This window comes from Streptomyces sp. NPDC048718 (assembly GCF_043198875.1).
Taxonomy (GTDB): Bacteria; Actinomycetota; Actinomycetes; order Streptomycetales; family Streptomycetaceae; genus Streptomyces.
In genome coordinates this window covers 148,483-163,216 of record NZ_JBICVG010000004.1, presented here as the reverse complement: position 1 = coordinate 163,216, position 14,734 = coordinate 148,483, and the positions used below count along the sequence as shown (strand labels likewise).

General features: G+C 69.4%; 19 protein-coding genes. 6 read left to right on the top strand and 13 right to left on the bottom strand.

The genetic code is table 11. From position 1 onward, the window contains the following. Positions 1-31 precede the first annotated feature (31 nt). Positions 32-778, bottom strand: coding sequence for a MerR family transcriptional regulator (locus ACGFRB_RS09015; protein WP_393240910.1), 747 nt, complete (start codon positions 776-778; stop codon positions 32-34). Positions 779-859: 81 nt separating this feature from the next. On the opposite strand from ACGFRB_RS09015, the gene ACGFRB_RS09010 reads away from it, so the two are divergent. Then, a complete protein-coding gene (locus ACGFRB_RS09010) occupies positions 860-1,303 on the top strand; it encodes a DUF6194 family protein (RefSeq protein ID WP_393240907.1) in 444 nt (147 codons plus the stop codon). Between the two features lie 36 nt (positions 1,304-1,339). Here the strand turns inward: ACGFRB_RS09010 and ACGFRB_RS09005 are convergent, their stop codons facing one another. The 4 genes from ACGFRB_RS09005 to ACGFRB_RS08990 all read right to left on the bottom strand — a co-directional run bounded on the left by ACGFRB_RS09005 (position 1,340) and on the right by ACGFRB_RS08990 (position 2,971). Next, on the bottom strand, positions 1,340-1,549 hold the full coding sequence (locus ACGFRB_RS09005) for a DUF397 domain-containing protein (RefSeq protein WP_393240904.1): 210 nt from the start codon (positions 1,547-1,549) through the stop codon (positions 1,340-1,342). Positions 1,550-1,569: 20 nt separating this feature from the next. Beyond that, a complete protein-coding gene (locus tag ACGFRB_RS09000) occupies positions 1,570-1,776 on the bottom strand; it encodes a DUF397 domain-containing protein (RefSeq protein ID WP_393240901.1) in 207 nt (68 codons plus the stop codon). Between the two features lie 143 nt (positions 1,777-1,919). Continuing rightward, a complete protein-coding gene (locus ACGFRB_RS08995) occupies positions 1,920-2,132 on the bottom strand; it encodes a DUF397 domain-containing protein (RefSeq protein ID WP_393240898.1) in 213 nt (70 codons plus the stop codon). Next, positions 2,129-2,971, bottom strand: a complete 843-nt coding sequence (locus tag ACGFRB_RS08990) for a Scr1 family TA system antitoxin-like transcriptional regulator (protein ID WP_393240895.1) — start codon at positions 2,969-2,971, stop codon at positions 2,129-2,131. The genes ACGFRB_RS08995 and ACGFRB_RS08990 overlap by 4 nt, the downstream gene beginning before the upstream one ends. 90 nt (positions 2,972-3,061) lie before the next feature. Here ACGFRB_RS08990 and ACGFRB_RS08985 point away from each other — a divergent pair, with 90 nt between their 5' ends. The 5 genes from ACGFRB_RS08985 to ACGFRB_RS08965 all read left to right on the top strand — a co-directional run bounded on the left by ACGFRB_RS08985 (position 3,062) and on the right by ACGFRB_RS08965 (position 6,714). Continuing rightward, positions 3,062-3,331 carry a hypothetical protein gene (locus ACGFRB_RS08985; RefSeq protein ID WP_393240892.1) on the top strand — a complete coding sequence of 90 codons (270 nt, stop codon included), beginning with the start codon at positions 3,062-3,064 and terminating at the stop codon, positions 3,329-3,331. Further along, entirely contained in the window at positions 3,328-3,585 is a 258-nt protein-coding gene (locus ACGFRB_RS08980; protein WP_393240889.1) for a hypothetical protein, read from the top strand. Before ACGFRB_RS08985 ends, ACGFRB_RS08980 begins: the two co-directional genes overlap by 4 nt. A gap of 649 nt (positions 3,586-4,234) precedes the next feature. After that, complete coding sequence (locus tag ACGFRB_RS08975) at positions 4,235-4,315, top strand: tryptorubin family RiPP precursor (RefSeq protein WP_359872132.1); 81 nt, start codon at positions 4,235-4,237, stop codon at positions 4,313-4,315. 82 nt (positions 4,316-4,397) lie between these two features. Then, positions 4,398-5,432 (top strand): cytochrome P450, encoded by a 1,035-nt coding sequence (locus tag ACGFRB_RS08970; protein ID WP_393240886.1) that lies wholly within the window; start codon positions 4,398-4,400, stop codon positions 5,430-5,432. Position 5,433: 1 nt separating this feature from the next. Continuing rightward, positions 5,434-6,714 carry a cytochrome P450 gene (locus tag ACGFRB_RS08965; protein WP_393240883.1) on the top strand — a complete coding sequence of 427 codons (1,281 nt, stop codon included), beginning with the start codon at positions 5,434-5,436 and terminating at the stop codon, positions 6,712-6,714. A 20-nt stretch (positions 6,715-6,734) separates the two neighbouring features. Here ACGFRB_RS08965 and ACGFRB_RS08960 read toward each other — a convergent pair whose 3' ends face one another. The 8 genes from ACGFRB_RS08960 to atpA form a co-directional block, all read right to left on the bottom strand. Next, positions 6,735-7,415, bottom strand: coding sequence for a histone-like nucleoid-structuring protein Lsr2 (locus ACGFRB_RS08960; RefSeq protein ID WP_393240880.1), 681 nt, complete (start codon positions 7,413-7,415; stop codon positions 6,735-6,737). Between the two features lie 53 nt (positions 7,416-7,468). After that, the gene (locus tag ACGFRB_RS08955; RefSeq protein ID WP_393240877.1) at positions 7,469-7,894 is read right to left on the bottom strand and encodes a DUF3788 family protein; all 426 of its coding nucleotides are present in this window, start codon (positions 7,892-7,894) and stop codon (positions 7,469-7,471) included. A 142-nt stretch (positions 7,895-8,036) separates the two neighbouring features. Then, complete coding sequence (locus ACGFRB_RS08950; protein ID WP_393240874.1) at positions 8,037-9,254, bottom strand: cellulose-binding domain-containing protein; 1,218 nt, start codon at positions 9,252-9,254, stop codon at positions 8,037-8,039. Between the two features lie 241 nt (positions 9,255-9,495). Then, positions 9,496-9,942, bottom strand: a complete 447-nt coding sequence (locus tag ACGFRB_RS08945) for a DUF2550 domain-containing protein (RefSeq protein WP_363001301.1) — start codon at positions 9,940-9,942, stop codon at positions 9,496-9,498. A 144-nt stretch (positions 9,943-10,086) separates the two neighbouring features. Next, positions 10,087-10,461 carry a F0F1 ATP synthase subunit epsilon gene (locus tag ACGFRB_RS08940; RefSeq protein ID WP_359871980.1) on the bottom strand — a complete coding sequence of 125 codons (375 nt, stop codon included), beginning with the start codon at positions 10,459-10,461 and terminating at the stop codon, positions 10,087-10,089. 175 nt (positions 10,462-10,636) lie between these two features. Then, positions 10,637-12,076, bottom strand: coding sequence for a F0F1 ATP synthase subunit beta (gene atpD, locus ACGFRB_RS08935; protein ID WP_363001303.1), 1,440 nt, complete (start codon positions 12,074-12,076; stop codon positions 10,637-10,639). Next, the gene (locus ACGFRB_RS08930; protein WP_361229995.1) at positions 12,076-12,993 is read right to left on the bottom strand and encodes a F0F1 ATP synthase subunit gamma; all 918 of its coding nucleotides are present in this window, start codon (positions 12,991-12,993) and stop codon (positions 12,076-12,078) included. Before ACGFRB_RS08930 ends, atpD begins: the two co-directional genes overlap by 1 nt. 20 nt (positions 12,994-13,013) lie before the next feature. Then, complete coding sequence (atpA, locus tag ACGFRB_RS08925) at positions 13,014-14,609, bottom strand: F0F1 ATP synthase subunit alpha (protein ID WP_363001305.1); 1,596 nt, start codon at positions 14,607-14,609, stop codon at positions 13,014-13,016. Positions 14,610-14,734 lie beyond the last annotated feature (125 nt).

Sequence of the window (14,734 nt, the reverse complement as noted above, 5' to 3'; positions counted from 1 at the left end):
CCGACGCGATCGGGTAAGGGGCGGGGCTCTCTCACGTGTGGAGGTCGCGGAGGGAGAGCAGCGCGCCGAGAGCGGCGGAGCCGTCGAGCAGGGCGCGGGAGCGGGTCGCGATGCTCGCGTCCCTGGCGGCCAGGGCGGCGGCGACATCCGCCGACCGACACGCGTTTCGCAACTCCGGCAAGAGAGATTTGAGTTGGGTGATGCGGTAGCCGGCCTGACGCAGTTGGTGCACGATCCGCGCGTCCCGTACCTGGGCGGGCGAGTACCGGCGCGCTCCGTGTCCACCGCGTGCGGTGCCGGGGCTGGGGTCGCGGTCCGGGGCGGGGTCGCGGTCCGGTACGACGAGCCCCTCCGCGTGCCAGTGCCGCAACGTGGACGGGCGCACCCCGAGCGCGCCTGCCAGCTCGGACACACTCATCGCGTCGGACGCGCGCACGTCAGCGAGCGGCTCGCCCGCGATCGCCTCGGCGGCCTCCCGGGCCTGCCGCAGTTCCTCGCGCTCGGCGGCGAGCCGGGCGTGCGCCGCGTCGAGCAGGGCGAGCGCCCGCGCGAGGGGGCCGTCGTGGAAGGCCCGCACGATCTTCTTGGCTTCGACGGGCCCCACCCCGGCGGCGAGGGCCCGGTAGGCCAGCGCGGAGTGCAGATGCACCTCGCCGTAGACGCGGTAGCCCGTGGCCGTACGCGCCGCCGGAGGCAGCACACCGTCGCGTTCGAGGTTGCGCACCTGCTGCACGGAGTACCCGGCGCGGCGCGCGATATCGACGGGGCGCAAAACCATTGATTTGAGACTTTGCACCCTTGCACCCCTCCACCGTGGCCTCGAAGTCTCCACAAGCACGTCAAGGTCACGCTAGAGCACATGACCATCGACGAGATCCTGGACTTCATGGGCGCCCTCGACGGCGTCCTGACCCTCCGGCCCGCACCCGGCGACGGCACGCCGGAGATCGGGTGGGGCGACACGTTCTTCTACTACGCCCCGGACGGCACCGTCCCGGCGACGGCGCAGCCGTTCGCGACGGTGGTGACGAAGGACTACCCCGGCGACACGTCCTCGCGCCTGGACCGGCCGGGCACCTTCCGCGTGAACATGGCCGCCGGGAAGGCAGCCTTCACCGAATGGACCGCCCACGGGCCCGGCGACCCGAGCGCCGCCGATTCCGTGATCGCGCACCCGGTCTATGGCGGTGCGGGGTGGCTGGCGGTGGTGAACCCGGGCGCGCGCACGGAGACGGTGACACGCGACCTCCTGCGCACGGCCTATCGCCTGGCCCGCGCACGGCACGAGCGACGGGCGGGGTAGACCGCGCGCGGGAGGCAGGTGGTGCGGGGCGGGATGTCAGGCGATGTCGAACTCGTCGCTCTTGACGCCCGCCACGAAGGCGGTGAAGGCGGAGGCGGAGAGGTGGACTTCGGGGCCGGCGGGGACCTTGGAGTCACGGACGGGAACGGTGCCGCGCGAGGCGACGAGGTTGGTCGCGACCTCGACGCAGGTGCCACCATTGCCGCTATAGGAGGACGTGAACCACTGAGGGATGTCGGTCGTCACGAGATGCCCTTCCTGGCGCCTCAGGCGCCGAGGGTGTCGTCCTTCACGGACTCGATGAACGCGGCGAACGCGGTGGCGGCCATGGAGAGGGCAGGGCCGGCGGGAACCTTGGAGTCACGAACGGGGACGGTGCCACGCGAGGCGACAAGGTTGGTCGCAACCTCGACGCAAGCACCACCGTTGCTGCTGTAGGAGGACGTGAACCAGCGAGGGGATTCAATCGTCATCTGCTGCCCTTTCGTACGAAGAGTCGAAGGGGTTCTTCGCGCACGGTACGCCGCAACGGCACCCTCGGCCAGACCGCATGACGAAGCCCCGCCTTGATCCCGAACTGAGAGGTGGGGCGGGGCTTTTCGTGTGTCAGTTTGCGTCAGGCGATGCCGAACCCGTCGTCCTTGACCCCTGCCACGAAGGACGCGAACGCCGGGACGGATACGCCGAGTACCGGACCAGCAGCATTCTTTGAGTCCCGAACAGGGACGATGCCGGTGACAGACGCATGTGCCGGGGCCCACTCGACGCAGGTACCCCCGTTGTTGCTGTAGGAGGATTTAACCCAACGCAGGGTCTGGGGCTCAGTCATCGCGGCAAACCTCTTCGTAGCTGGTGGATCAGGTCTACAGACGCCGTCTGCGACAGGGAAACGGCCTGTAGTTGATGGTAGGCCTTCACCAGAGGAAGCACGGATGTGAGCGCTCGATCCAGGTGCCCTTGGGTCTGCGACTCGACGTAGGAGAGCAGAGACCGATCCTGGAGTGTCAACAGGTTGACCGCTCGGTCGAGGGTGCGTGCCTCGCCGATCGCGTAGGGGGCGATCTGAAGCATGGTGTTCGGCTGCTCCGCAAACTCCACCAGCCGCTCCAGTTGTTCATCCATCACGGATGCACCACCGACGGGGCGGCGAACGCAGCTCTCGTCCAGAACGACGATGACGAGGGGCGGCTCACGCCGCGCCAGCGCAGCTTGGCGCTCCATGAGGAACGCAACTCTCTCATCAGCTTGTTCAACTGTCAGGACGCCTCGCTTGACGGCACCTCCAGCCAACGCATGCGCGTACGCCGGCGTCTGGATCGGGCCAGGGATCAGCCCTGACTCGAACAACCTGATTTCCGCCGCACGGGCCTCGTAGCCAACGTACTCCGGAAACCCTTCCAGCAGACTGCCATTCCGGAGTTCACCCCAAGCCCGCTCGAACGACTCTGCGGTCCCGGTGAGCCCGAGTGCGGCGTCCAGACTCCGCGAGAAACGCCGAGTTGGCGGTTTGCAGCCAGTTTCGACTGCCGAAATATGCCTCCCCGAGTAGCCCATCCGCTCGGCCAAGTCGTCCTGCTTCCAGCCACGTGCCTCTCGCGCGCTACGCAATCGCGCACCGTAGGCCGCCCGGGGCGAAGCCTCCGGATTCAACTCCTTGCGGTTTACCAAGATGCCCTCCGTCTTTGGAACGTTGAAGACAGGCCGCAGCCTAAGCCACTCTGACAACGCCTCGTAGTGAAAGCGCTACAGAAAGGAGCGATGGTGTCCGAACACATCGCTCAAGAAAGCCCGCAGCCTGCGACGATGCCGCCCGTCGGCTCGTACATGGTCGACATCCGGATGGCGACAACTCGCCCCGGCAGGGTGATGGCCCACGAGGGCGACCTCATCTTCCTCCGCCCCGTGTGCGGCGGAACGGAGTGGACCGCGAACGCCGAGGATCTCCGCCCGCCGACGGACACCGAGCGCGAGCGCATCCGCGTCCTCACCACGCCCGTCCCGCCGGCCCCGAAGGTGGTGAAGCCGTGACCGGTCGAATAGAGCTCGCCACTGACCACGGACTCCGCCGCCACCCGGAGCCGTCCCCCGGCTGCACGGTGTGCGCGCTGCTCGTCGACTGGTTCGCGCATTACACGAGGACCGGACCGGAACGCGACGAATCAGCGGCCGTCGACTGCGCGGTGGAGATCCGCAACCACCCCCACGCTCCACCCAAAATGACCCTCAACCGGCGGTCGCCGCCGCACGGCGAGCGGCGCACCATAGAGCGACGGTCCGGCTGATGTGGCGTACCGCGGCCGCCGTCCTCGGCGCCGCCGCCTGGATCGCGACGATCGCCGTACTGATCGCCCGGTCCCGCTCCTGAAGACCCCCGCCCCGCCCGGACCTCCACCCCGGACGGGGCGGGCCCACATCCGGCCCCGGCCCCCGCCTCTTCCCTTGCGGTCACTTACGGCCCGCAGAGACTCGCTCCCGGGGAGGACGGCTTCAAGCTGATGTGGTGGCCGATGAAGGACGCCCTCGCCGCCGTTCACGAAGGCCGCTTCCTCCTCCAGGGCGGCCCGCTCGCCCTGCTTCTCGCGGACCGGCAGCCGGCAGCCGTCTGAGCCCACGCGCCCCCGCCCGCCTCCACCTCGGCCCGTCCGCCCTCGGGCCGGACCCGGCTGACACGGTGTACAACAACCGCCGCACTCGGCACTACCGCCCAGACCGTAGTGATCTTCATGCCGACCCGAACAGGCCGACGGGAATACTTCCGCCCCCTCACCCCCTCCACCTCAGGCGATTCGGGCCCGCGAGAGCCCCAAATCAGCACCCCCACCTGGGCGTTCATCTGATGTTCATATTGCTGCCCCAGGCTGCACAGGCCAACTGCGCACGACCTCCACACGAGGTCGTGTCGACGTCTCCACCCTGAAAGGGGGTGCAGTGATGAAGCTTCTCTTCGCCATTCGCAACAAGGTGTCCGCGCAGAAGAGCCTGAAGGCCAGTGCCTGGTACATCTGGTACTAGGACGCCTAGTCGTCCCCGCCCATCGGGCGGGGACGACATCGCCCGCCGATGTCACCCCTCTCGGCCTCCCCGGAGATCTTCCATGCGCTCCACGGTGTTCCACCCCCGACTCGCCGCCCTCTTCCGGGACCACCTCGGGCAGGACGTCTTCCGACTCGAACCCGACACCATCGGGATCGCCGGACACGAGGTCGCCGACCGGATCCTCGCCGCCCGTCGGGCCACCGAGACCGAGCGGCCCACATTCAAGCCGCTGCACGGCCGTTCCATCGCGCGGAGTGAAGCCGCCTCCGTGATGCGGACCGTCGGCAGCGATGTGCGCGAGGCGCTGAAGAGGGAACGCCCCCGGCCCGAGGACGTCGATCTGTCCGGACTGTGGCCGCTGACCGGCCACATGTTCCTGCGGGACATGATCCTGGGCAACGACCCTTACCGGCTGCGGGTGTTGATGAGCCGGAACCTCGAACTCACCACCAAACTCACCTGGTCGGTGATCGCGGCGGGCGCCGCGCTTCCGCTCTCGAAGCGGGCCGGCCGGGGCGGCGCGCCGCTGACCTCGCTCGCGGGCCTGGTCGCCGACGCCACCACGTACCAGGACCGCCGTTACGCCCTCGGCATGTACCGCCGCGCGGCGGCCCCCGTGTGCTTCACGGTCTCCACCCTCGTCTCGAACGCGCTGTGGCTCGGCTCGCCGTTCGACCCCGAGACGCCGAACCAGCATCTCCTCTACGAGTCGATGCGGATGCTGCCGCCGTCGTGGAACCTCCTGCGGAACGCCTCCCCCGAGTACCCCGCCATCGACGACCGCATCGGCGCGGGCGACGACGTCCTCCTCCTTCCGCTTCTCTCGCACCGGGACCCGAAGCTGTGGGACGCCCCGCACGAGTTCCGGCCCGAGCGCTGGGAGACCCTCGATCCCGACACCGCCCCCGGCTACTTCCCCTTCGGGCACTCCTCGGAGCGCTGCTGGGGCCGGCACATGGTGATGCCGCTCGGCGAGCTTCTCCTGGACCTCATCCGAGGGGCGGGCCTGACGGTCGACCCCGCGCAGACCAGGGGGAAGGTTCCGCTGGCCGGGCTGCTCGGGGTGTCGGACGTACGGCTGGTCAAGGCCTGACATGCCACCGCCGCCCGAGCCGGTCGAGCCGCCCGAGGCGCCCGAGGCGCCCAGAACGACGGCGGACGGGTTCGAGGCGGTGGGCGAGTACGTCGCCCGCGACCCGCACCCGACGTACCGGCGCTGGCGCGAGACGGGCGGGGCCCGCAAGGTGCGCTTCGCCGGTCCCGTGCCGCTGGCCGGCTGGGTCGTCACCGAGTACGCGGCCTGCCGGGCGGCACTCGCCGACCCCCGGCTGAGCAAGGACGGGGCGACAGAGGCGTTCGCCCGCTACGCGGGGCTGCCCACCGGCGGCCCCGGCGGCGGGCTCACCACCCATATGCTCAACTCCGACCCTCCTCGCCACACCCGGCTGCGCCGGCTGGTCCAACAGGCCTTCACCACAAGGCGAGTGGCCGCGTTACGTCCCAGGATCGAGGCCCGGGTCACCACCCTGCTCGACGCGCTGGAAGAGACGACGGTCGACACAGCGGGCGACCCGGCCGGCGCGGTCGACCTGATCGGCCGGTTCGCGCTCCCCCTCCCCCTGGCCGTGATCTTCGACCTGCTCGGCGCGGACCCGGACGATCCCGGGATCCTCCAGGTCCGAGGACACTCGGTCGCCGGGAACGAGGGCGACGGCGAGGTCTCCGTACCGACGGCCGACGCGATGCTGGACCGGCTGCGCGCCCTGGTCGAGGAGAAGCGGACCCACCCCGGGGACGACCTCCTGTCCGCGCTGGCCACCGCCCGCGACAGCGCGGGCTCGCTCAGCGAGGAGGAGATCACCTCGATGGCGTTCCTGCTGGTGGTCGCCGGGCACCAGACGACCGTCAATCTGATCGCCAACGGCCTGCACGCCCTCCTCTCCCATCCCTCGCAACTCACCGCCGTACGCGCCGACGCCTCCCTCGTCCCCGGGCTTATCGAGGAAGTACTGCGCCACGAAAGCCCGTTCGGCATCGCGACCCTGCGCTACACCACCGAGCCGGTGACGATCCAGGGCACCGCGATCCCGGCCGGGGAGTTCGTCCAGATCGCCCTCCTCGCCGCCAACCGCGACCCGGAGGCCTTCCCGGACCCGGACCGCTTCGACGTCACCCGCGACACCTCCGGGCATCTGGCGTTCGGCCACGGCATCCACCACTGCCTGGGCGCACCGCTGGCCCGCCTCCAGGCCGAGATCGCGTTCACCCACCTCCTGCGCCGCTTCCCGGCCCTGCGCCCGGCCGCAACCCCAGCCGCCTGGCAGGACAACCCCCGCCACCGCGGCCTCCTCACCCTCCCGGCCCACCTCCACTGACCCCGCCCGCCCCCGCGTTCTCAGTGCGCCCGCTCCCACGCCTGGATGACGGGGGCGGGGATACGGCCGCGATCCGGAACGTCGTACCCCTGCCAGCGGGCCCACTCCCGGATCACCTGGCTGCTTCGGCTCGCCCCTGCGGGGGCCTGGGCGGGCGCGGGTCGGGGAGTCTCGCCGGCCGCGCGCGACGGGGTGAAGAACACGCCGCCGGCGAGGAGATCCCCGGGAAAGACCGGCACGCTCAGGTGGCCACCGAGCAGGGCCGCAAGGAACGCGGTGAGCCCGCCGTCGAAGGTGTACCAGTCACGGCCGTCCGCCTGGTCGACGGCGATCCGCCAGGCGTCGGGTTCCGTTCCGGACCCGGTGACCCAGAAGAGGTGGTTGCCGTTGTCGGTCACCCCGACGGCGAAGAGGTCGTCAGGGTCGTGCGGCATCCGATACGTGCCGCTGTCCCGGTCCGCCCTCAGTCGCGCGCGGAGCCGCGCGGGGGCCGGACCGGTCAAGTCCACCGCCTCGGTGGCCCCGTACGGCTGGAAGAGGTGGACGAAGTCGCAGAAGGCGCCCGGACCGTAGGTGTCGGCCAACCGCTTGTAGTCGTCCGGCAGCCACGTCCCGAGAAGACTCTCGACCGCGATCCAGTCGGTGGGTGCCGAAGCGGCCGGGGGCGGCACGATACGGGTGAGATCGTTGAGGCTGGTCACAGAATTTCTCGGCGGCGTCGGTCGTGTTGCTGCTGAGCGTGGGCGGGATTCGCCTACCGCAAGGTGATGCGCGCGTTCAGGATCGGACGCAGCCGCTCGACGTCGGCCGGGCCGGAGACAAGGAACGACACCGTGAAGAGCGCGCCGTGCCGGGGCGCCTCCCGGACCCGCCGTGTCAGCTCCGGGGGAAGGTCCGGGAGGGAGGCGAGGTCGTCGCGGAGCCGCTCGGCGAAGTGGAAGCTGCACCGTGTGGCGTCGCCCTCGATCGCGATCCAGGCGATCGTACGACGGCGGTCGGCCGCCTTCGCCAGCCAGCCGCCATCGCGGTACCAGCGCCAGGCCACCTGGACCCCGGCATCCGTCAGCGCCCGCGTCAACGCGTCCCAGCCCTCGATCGCCGGGCCCAGCGCGTCGGCGATCAGGGCAGGGGCCGGCTCGGTGTCCGGGTCCGTGAACGGGTTCGTCGGCTGGTTCGCCACGCGGCGAGGCTAACCCGGTCCGGACCTTCGACGGAGTGAGGCACGCGGACGAGCCCCGGACGGACTGTCCGCCGTCCGCCGGACCTCGCTCGTTCGGGCCCGGCGGACGGCGGACAGTCCGGTATCCGCTTCGCCTTCCCTCTCAGCAGCCGATCGGCGAGGACCCCACCGCCACGTCGTCGAACCACAGGGTGTCGTCACCGACGCCGTAGCTCTCCCAGCCGAGGCGCAGCGCGGTCGGGCGTGGTGCGGTGGTGCGGGACAACCACTGCTGGTCGATGTCCGCCGTGGGCACCCCGTCCGCGTGCAGACCGGCCACCTGCTGGTCACCCAGCCAGGTGTCGAGGTTGCCGTTCGACGTGTTGACCGCGAAGCGCAGACACTGCCAACTGCCCGTCGGCAGCGGCTTGCTGAGCGCCACACCCGCCGGGCTCTGCGCGGGAAGGGTGGCGTCGTCGATCTCCCGGTTCCACTGCAACGCGCCGTTCTGGCCGCCGACGCGCAGCGCCTTGCCGCCCTGACCGCTGTCCGGCATGGAGACGAAGGAGACGTGCCCGGCGGGCAGCGCGGTGGTGTGCCGCACCCACATCCGTACGTACATCGGGCTCACCGGCGACAGGTTCGCCGTCGTGGCGATGAAGGCGTGGTTGCAGTACCCGGCCTTGCCGTCCACCCGCATCGACTTGCCGCCACTGTGCACGACGGAGGTGTCGACCGTGACCGCACCCGTCCCCTGACAGTCCGGAGCCGCGAACTGCCAAGCCCCGGACGGGGTGGAGCCGCTCTGGTCCTCGAACCCGGAACAGACCACGGCGCTGCCGCAGTCACCACCACCCGGCGGAGTGGTCGGAGGAGTCGTCGGCGGAGTGGTCGGTGGAGTGGTGGGAGGCGTGGTCGGCGGGGTGGTCGGGTCCGTCGGCGTCGAAGTGCCGCCACAGGCGACCCCGTTGACCGCGAAGTCCGTCGGCGTCGGGTTGGCCGACCCGTACGTCCCCTGGACACCGAAGTCGGCCGAACCGCCCGTCGCCAGGCCGCCGTTCCACGCCGCGTTGGTGACGGTGACGGCATGACCGCTCTGAGAAGCGGTGGAGTTCCAGGCCGACGTCACCACCTGGTCGCCGCCGTACGTCCAGGTCAGCCGCCAACTGGTGAGCGCCGCACCGAGGTTGGTGAGCCTGATCGCGGCCGTATAGCCGCCGGCCCACTGGTTGGCGGTGTACTCGACCCGGCAGCCGGCGTCCGCCGCCCTGCTGGGAGGTGCCGTGACGACCGCGGACAACAGCAGGGCGACGCCCGAGAAGGCTGCGAGTGCCGCCCCGATCCAGGGCCGTTGCCGTAATCGCGCGACGAGGGTGCGCATGGTTGCCTCCAAGCCAGGGGGTGGAGTGTCGACCGGAAGCCGACGAATGGGAGCGCTCCCACACATGACAGCCACTGTGACCGCACACTGTCAATACATCCGGCACCCGCCACCCGGCCCGGCCCCGACGCCAGCCCCGACCCCAACCCCGGCCAACGAAAACGGCCCGCGCGATCCCCCTCAGGGAACTCGCCGGGCCGTACAAAAGCCAGGAAGCCAGACAGCCACCGACAGACCGTCGTCAGGCCACATTCACCCGCTGGCCGGGCGGTGCCGCCTCCAGCCACGCCAGGAAACCGGTCAGCGCGTCCTCGCTCATCGCCAGTTCGAGTCGTGTCCCGCGGACCACGCACGCCTGGATCACGGAGTCCGAAAGGAGCGCCAGCTCCTCCTCGCCCTCCGGGCTGCGGCGCGCCAGGACCTCGATGGCCGAGCGCTCCAGGATCCGCTTGGGGCGGGGCGCGTACGAGAAGACACGGAACCAGGCGATCTCGTCACCGCTGTAGCGGGCGACGCCGTACACCCAGCCCTTGCCGGTGGGGTCGCGCTCCTCTGCGACGTCCCAGCGCAGGGAACAGTCGAAGGTCCCGCCGGCCCGCTGGATCAGCCTGCGCCGCAGACCGAACACGAACAGCCCGATCACCAGCAGTGCGACGACCAGGCCGCACACGAGCAACACGAGGAACATCTTCACCGACCTCCTCGCCGCAACCCGTGACCGGTGGACCCGGCCTGACCGAACACAACCCGCATCTGCATCGCCTCAGCCGCGGCACGGTCCGGAGTGTCTCCGACCGTGCCGCGGCTGAGGGTGTGGCTCTGGCGCGATCCGCTAGCGGACCGCCACCGCGCGCAGCCGGACCTCGGCGCGCCGCTCGGCGGCGGCGTCCTCGTCCGACTTCGCACGCTCCAGCGCGCGCTCGGCACGCTGGGCGTCGATCTCGTCCGCCAGTTCGGCGATCTCCGCGAGCAGAGAAAGCTTGTCATCGGCGAAGGAAAGGAATCCGCCGTGGACGGCGGCCACGATCGTGTCGCCCTCGCTCGTACGGATGGTCACCGGGCCCGACTCCAGCACACCGAGCAGCGGCTGGTGACCGGGCATGACGCCGATGTCGCCGGAGGTGGTACGCGCGATGACCAGGGTGGCCTCGCCAGACCAGACACTCCGGTCCGCGGCGACCAGCTCGACGTGCAGCTCAGCGGCCAAGGGTGGCTCCTCGGTTCACCACCCGGCGGATACCGGGTGTTGGGTCAAAGTCTAGTAGGACGTACGGCGCCGGAGCGCCGCGGTCCTCTTCCCCGGCGGTTGCCGGAGGGTACAGCGGGGTTGGCGTACCGAAGGGGGCGGGGCGGACCCGCCCCCTTCAGCCGAGCACGGGGGCTCAGGAGACGCCGAGCTCCTTGGCGTTCTTCTTGAGGTCCTCAAGACCACCACACATGAAGAAGGCCTGCTCCGGGAAGTGGTCGTACTCACCGTCGCAGATCGCGTTGAACGCGGCGATCGACTCCTCGAGCGGAACGTCCGAACCGTCCACGCCGGTGAACTGCTTCGCCGCGTGGGTGTTCTGGGACAGGAAGCGCTCGACACGGCGGGCGCGGTGGACAACGAGCTTGTCCTCCTCGCTCAGCTCGTCGATACCGAGGATCGCGATGATGTCCTGGAGGTCCTTGTACTTCTGGAGGATGCCCTTGACGCGCATGGCGGCGGCGTAGTGGTCCTCGGCGATGTAACGCGGGTCCAGGATCCGGGACGTGGAGTCCAGCGGGTCCACGGCCGGGTAGATGCCCTTCTCGGAGATCGGACGGGACAGAACCGTCGTCGCGTCGAGGTGGGCGAAGGTGGTCGCCGGCGCCGGGTCGGTGAGGTCGTCGGCGGGGACGTAGATCGCCTGCATCGAGGTGATCGAGTGACCACGGGTCGAGGTGATGCGCTCCTGGAGGAGACCCATCTCGTCGGCCAGGTTCGGCTGGTAACCCACCGCGGAGGGCATACGGCCGAGCAGGGTCGAGACCTCGGAACCGGCCTGCGTGAAGCGGAAGATGTTGTCGATGAAGAACAGCACGTCCTGCTTCTGCACATCGCGGAAGTACTCCGCCATGGTCAGACCGGCCAGGGCGACGCGCAGACGGGTGCCCGGGGGCTCGTCCATCTGGCCGAAGACCAGGGCGGTCTTGTCCAGAACGCCGGCCTCTTCCATCTCGACCATGAGGTCGTTGCCCTCACGGGTGCGCTCGCCGACGCCCGCGAAGACCGACACACCCTCGTGCAGCTTCGCCACACGCATGATCATTTCCTGGATCAGAACGGTCTTGCCGACACCGGCACCACCGAACAGGCCGATCTTTCCACCCTTGACGTACGGGGTGAGAAGGTCGACGACCTTCAGGCCGGTCTCGAACATCTCGGTCTTGGACTCGAGCTGGTCGAAGGCCGGGGCCTTGCGGTGGATCGCCCAGCGCTCGGCGTCGGCGACCGTGGACGGGTCCTCGTTCAGGACCTCGCCCAGGGTGTTGAACACCTTGCCCTGGGTGACGTTGCCGACCGGGACGGTGATGGCCGTGCCCGTGTTGGTCACCGGGGCCTGGCGGACCAGACCGTCGGTGGGCTGCATGGAGATGGTGCGGACCAGGCCGTCACCGAGGTGCTGCGCGACCTCGAGGGTCAGCGTCTTGGTGCCCTCGCCCGACGGGTCGAGCACGTCGACGTGCAGCGCGTTGTAGATCTCCGGCATGGCGTCGACGGGGAACTCCACGTCGACGACCGGGCCGATGACCCGGGCGACGCGGCCCGTGGCGGCGGCCGTCTCAACAGTGGTCGTCATTACTTGTCACTCCCCGCGTTCGCGTCGGCCAGGGCGGCAACGCCACCGACGATCTCGCTGATTTCCTGGGTGATTTCGGCCTGGCGGGCCGCGTTGGCACGACGGGTGAGGCTGGTGATCAGCTCGCCCGCGTTGTCGGTCGCCGACTTCATCGCGCGCCGCGTGGCGGCGTGCTTCGAAGCCGAGGACTGCAGCAGCGCGTTGTAGATCCGGCTCTCGACGTACCGCGGCAGAAGGGCGTCCAGGACGTCCTCCGCCGACGGCTCGAAGTCGAACAGCGGACGGATCGTGTCCGTCGTGCCGGCCTCCTTCGCGACCTCGTCGAGGCTGAGAGGCAGCAGCCGGGCCTCGATCGCGGACTGGGTCATCATCGAGACGAACTCGGTGTAGACGATGTGGAGTTCGTCCACACCACCCTCGGCCGTGTCCTTCTCGATGGCCTCGATCAGCGGCTCGCCGATCTTCTTGGCGTCCGCGTACGTCGGCTCGTCCGTGAAACCGGCCCACGTGTCGGCCAGCTTGCGCTCACGGAAGTTGAAGTGCGCGATACCACGACGGCCGACGACGTAGATGTCGACCGTCTTGCCCTCGCCCTCCAGCTCCTTGACGAGCTTCTCCGCCGCCTTGATGGCGTTGGAGTTGAAGGCGCCGGCCAGACCGCGGTCGCTCGTGAGGAGCAGGACCGCGGCACGCGTCGGGTTCTCCGCCTCGGTGGTCAGCGGGTGCTTGTCGTTGGCGCCCGTGGCGACCGCGGTCACCGCGCGGGTGAGCTCGGTCGCGTACGGGGTCGACGCCTGCACCTTGCGCTGCGCCTTGACGACGCGCGAGGCGGCGATCATCTCCATCGCCTTGGTGATCTTCTTCGTCGCGGTGACGGATTTGATGCGACGCTTGTAGACCCGGAGCTGCGCTCCCATGAGTCAGGTCCCTTCCGTCGTCACTTCGAGACGTTGACGGCGGAGGCGTCGTCGCCCAGCAGCTTGCCGTCGGACGTCTCGAACTGCTTCTTGAACTCCGCGATCGCGTCGGCGACGGACTGCAGCGTGTCGTCCGACATCTTGCCGCCCTCACGGATGGAGGTCATGAGGCCCGAGTGGCTCTGACGCAGGAACGCCAGCATCTCGGTCTCGAAACGGCGGATGTCGGCCACCGGGACATCGTCCATCTTGCCGGTGGTGCCGGCCCAGATGGAGACGACCTGGTTCTCGGTCGACATCGGCTGGTACTGCGGCTGCTTCAGCAGCTCGACCATGCGCTGACCGCGCTCCAGCTGCGCCTTCGACGCGGCGTCCAGGTCGGAACCGAAGGCGGCGAACGCCTCGAGCTCACGGAACTGGGCCAGGTCCACACGGAGGCGACCGGAGATCTGCTTCATCGCCTTGTGCTGGGCGGAGCCACCGACACGCGACACGGAGATACCGACGTTCAGGGCCGGACGCTGGCCGGCGTTGAACAGGTCGGACTCCAGGAAGCACTGGCCGTCGGTGATCGAGATGACGTTGGTCGGGATGAACGCCGACACGTCGTTGGCCTTGGTCTCGACGATCGGAAGACCGGTCATCGAGCCCGCGCCCAGCTCGTCCGACAGCTTCGCGCAGCGCTCCAGCAGGCGGGAGTGCAGGTAGAAGACGTCGCCCGGGTACGCCTCGCGGCCCGGCGGACGACGCAGCAGCAGGGACACGGCGCGGTAGGCGTCGGCCTGCTTCGACAGGTCGTCGAAGATGATCAGGACGTGCTTGCCGGCGTACATCCAGTGCTGACCGATGGCCGAACCGGTGTACGGCGCCAGGTACTTGAAGCCGGCCGGGTCGGACGCCGGGGCGGCGACGATGGTCGTGTACTCGAGCGCGCCGGCCTCTTCGAGGGCCGCGCGCACGGACGCGATGGTGGAGCCCTTCTGACCGATCGCGACGTAGATGCAGCGCACCTGCTTGTTCACGTCGCCCGAGCGCCAGTTGTCGCGCTGGTTGATGATCGTGTCGACGGCAAGAGCGGTCTTGCCGGTCTGACGGTCACCGATGATCAGCTGACGCTGACCACGGCCGACCGGGGTCATGGCGTCGACGGCCTTGTAGCCGGTCTCCATCGGCTCGTGGACCGACTTACGCTGCATGACGCCCGGCGCCTGCAGCTCGAGGGCGCGGCGGCCCTCGGTCGCGATCTCGCCGAGACCGTCGATCGGGTTGCCGAGCGGGTCGACGACGCGACCCAGGTAACCCTCGCCGACACCGACGGAGAGGACCTCACCGGTGCGCTGCACCGGCTGTCCCTCCTCGATGCCGCTGAACTCGCCGAGGACGATCGCACCGATCTCGCGCTCTTCCAGGTTCAGCGCGAGGCCGAGGGTGCCGTCCTCGAACTTCAGCAGCTCGTTCGCCATGGCCGAGGGAAGACCCTCGACCTTCGCGATGCCGTCGCCGGCCAGGCTGACCGTGCCGACTTCCTCGCGCGAGGCCGCGTCCGGCTGGTACGACTGGACGAAGTTCTCCAGTGCGTCCCGGATCTCCTCCGGCCGGATCGTGAGCTCCGCCATCTGGGTTCCCTGCTCTCCTTGTTGGGCCCGAAGTTTCTTAAGGGGTCTGGGGGCCGACCCCCAGGAATCTTCTGCAATCTCTGCACGGCCCAACCGGGCCGCTGTCATGCGTCTTGATTTGTGGC

Bases quoted from the DNA above. Each gene is read 5' to 3' on its own strand.
- atpA (WP_363001305.1), bottom strand. From the start codon at position 14,609: ATGGCGGAGCTCACGATCCGGCCGGAGGAGATCCGGGACGCACTGGAG.
- ACGFRB_RS09000 (WP_393240901.1), bottom strand. From the start codon at position 1,776: ATGACGATTGAATCCCCTCGCTGGTTCACGTCCTCCTACAGCAGCAAC.
- ACGFRB_RS08985 (WP_393240892.1), top strand. From the start codon at position 3,062: ATGGTGTCCGAACACATCGCTCAAGAAAGCCCGCAGCCTGCGACGATG.
- ACGFRB_RS08950 (WP_393240874.1), bottom strand. From the start codon at position 9,254: ATGCGCACCCTCGTCGCGCGATTACGGCAACGGCCCTGGATCGGGGCG.
- ACGFRB_RS09010 (WP_393240907.1), top strand. From the start codon at position 860: ATGACCATCGACGAGATCCTGGACTTCATGGGCGCCCTCGACGGCGTC.
- ACGFRB_RS09015 (WP_393240910.1), bottom strand. From the start codon at position 778: ATGGTTTTGCGCCCCGTCGATATCGCGCGCCGCGCCGGGTACTCCGTG.
- ACGFRB_RS08970 (WP_393240886.1), top strand. From the start codon at position 4,398: ATGCGCTCCACGGTGTTCCACCCCCGACTCGCCGCCCTCTTCCGGGAC.
- ACGFRB_RS08975 (WP_359872132.1), top strand. From the start codon at position 4,235: ATGAAGCTTCTCTTCGCCATTCGCAACAAGGTGTCCGCGCAGAAGAGC.
- ACGFRB_RS08995 (WP_393240898.1), bottom strand. From the start codon at position 2,132: ATGACTGAGCCCCAGACCCTGCGTTGGGTTAAATCCTCCTACAGCAAC.
- ACGFRB_RS08965 (WP_393240883.1), top strand. From the start codon at position 5,434: ATGCCACCGCCGCCCGAGCCGGTCGAGCCGCCCGAGGCGCCCGAGGCG.
- atpD (WP_363001303.1), bottom strand. From the start codon at position 12,076: ATGACGACCACTGTTGAGACGGCCGCCGCCACGGGCCGCGTCGCCCGG.
- ACGFRB_RS08930 (WP_361229995.1), bottom strand. From the start codon at position 12,993: ATGGGAGCGCAGCTCCGGGTCTACAAGCGTCGCATCAAATCCGTCACC.
- ACGFRB_RS08945 (WP_363001301.1), bottom strand. From the start codon at position 9,942: ATGTTCCTCGTGTTGCTCGTGTGCGGCCTGGTCGTCGCACTGCTGGTG.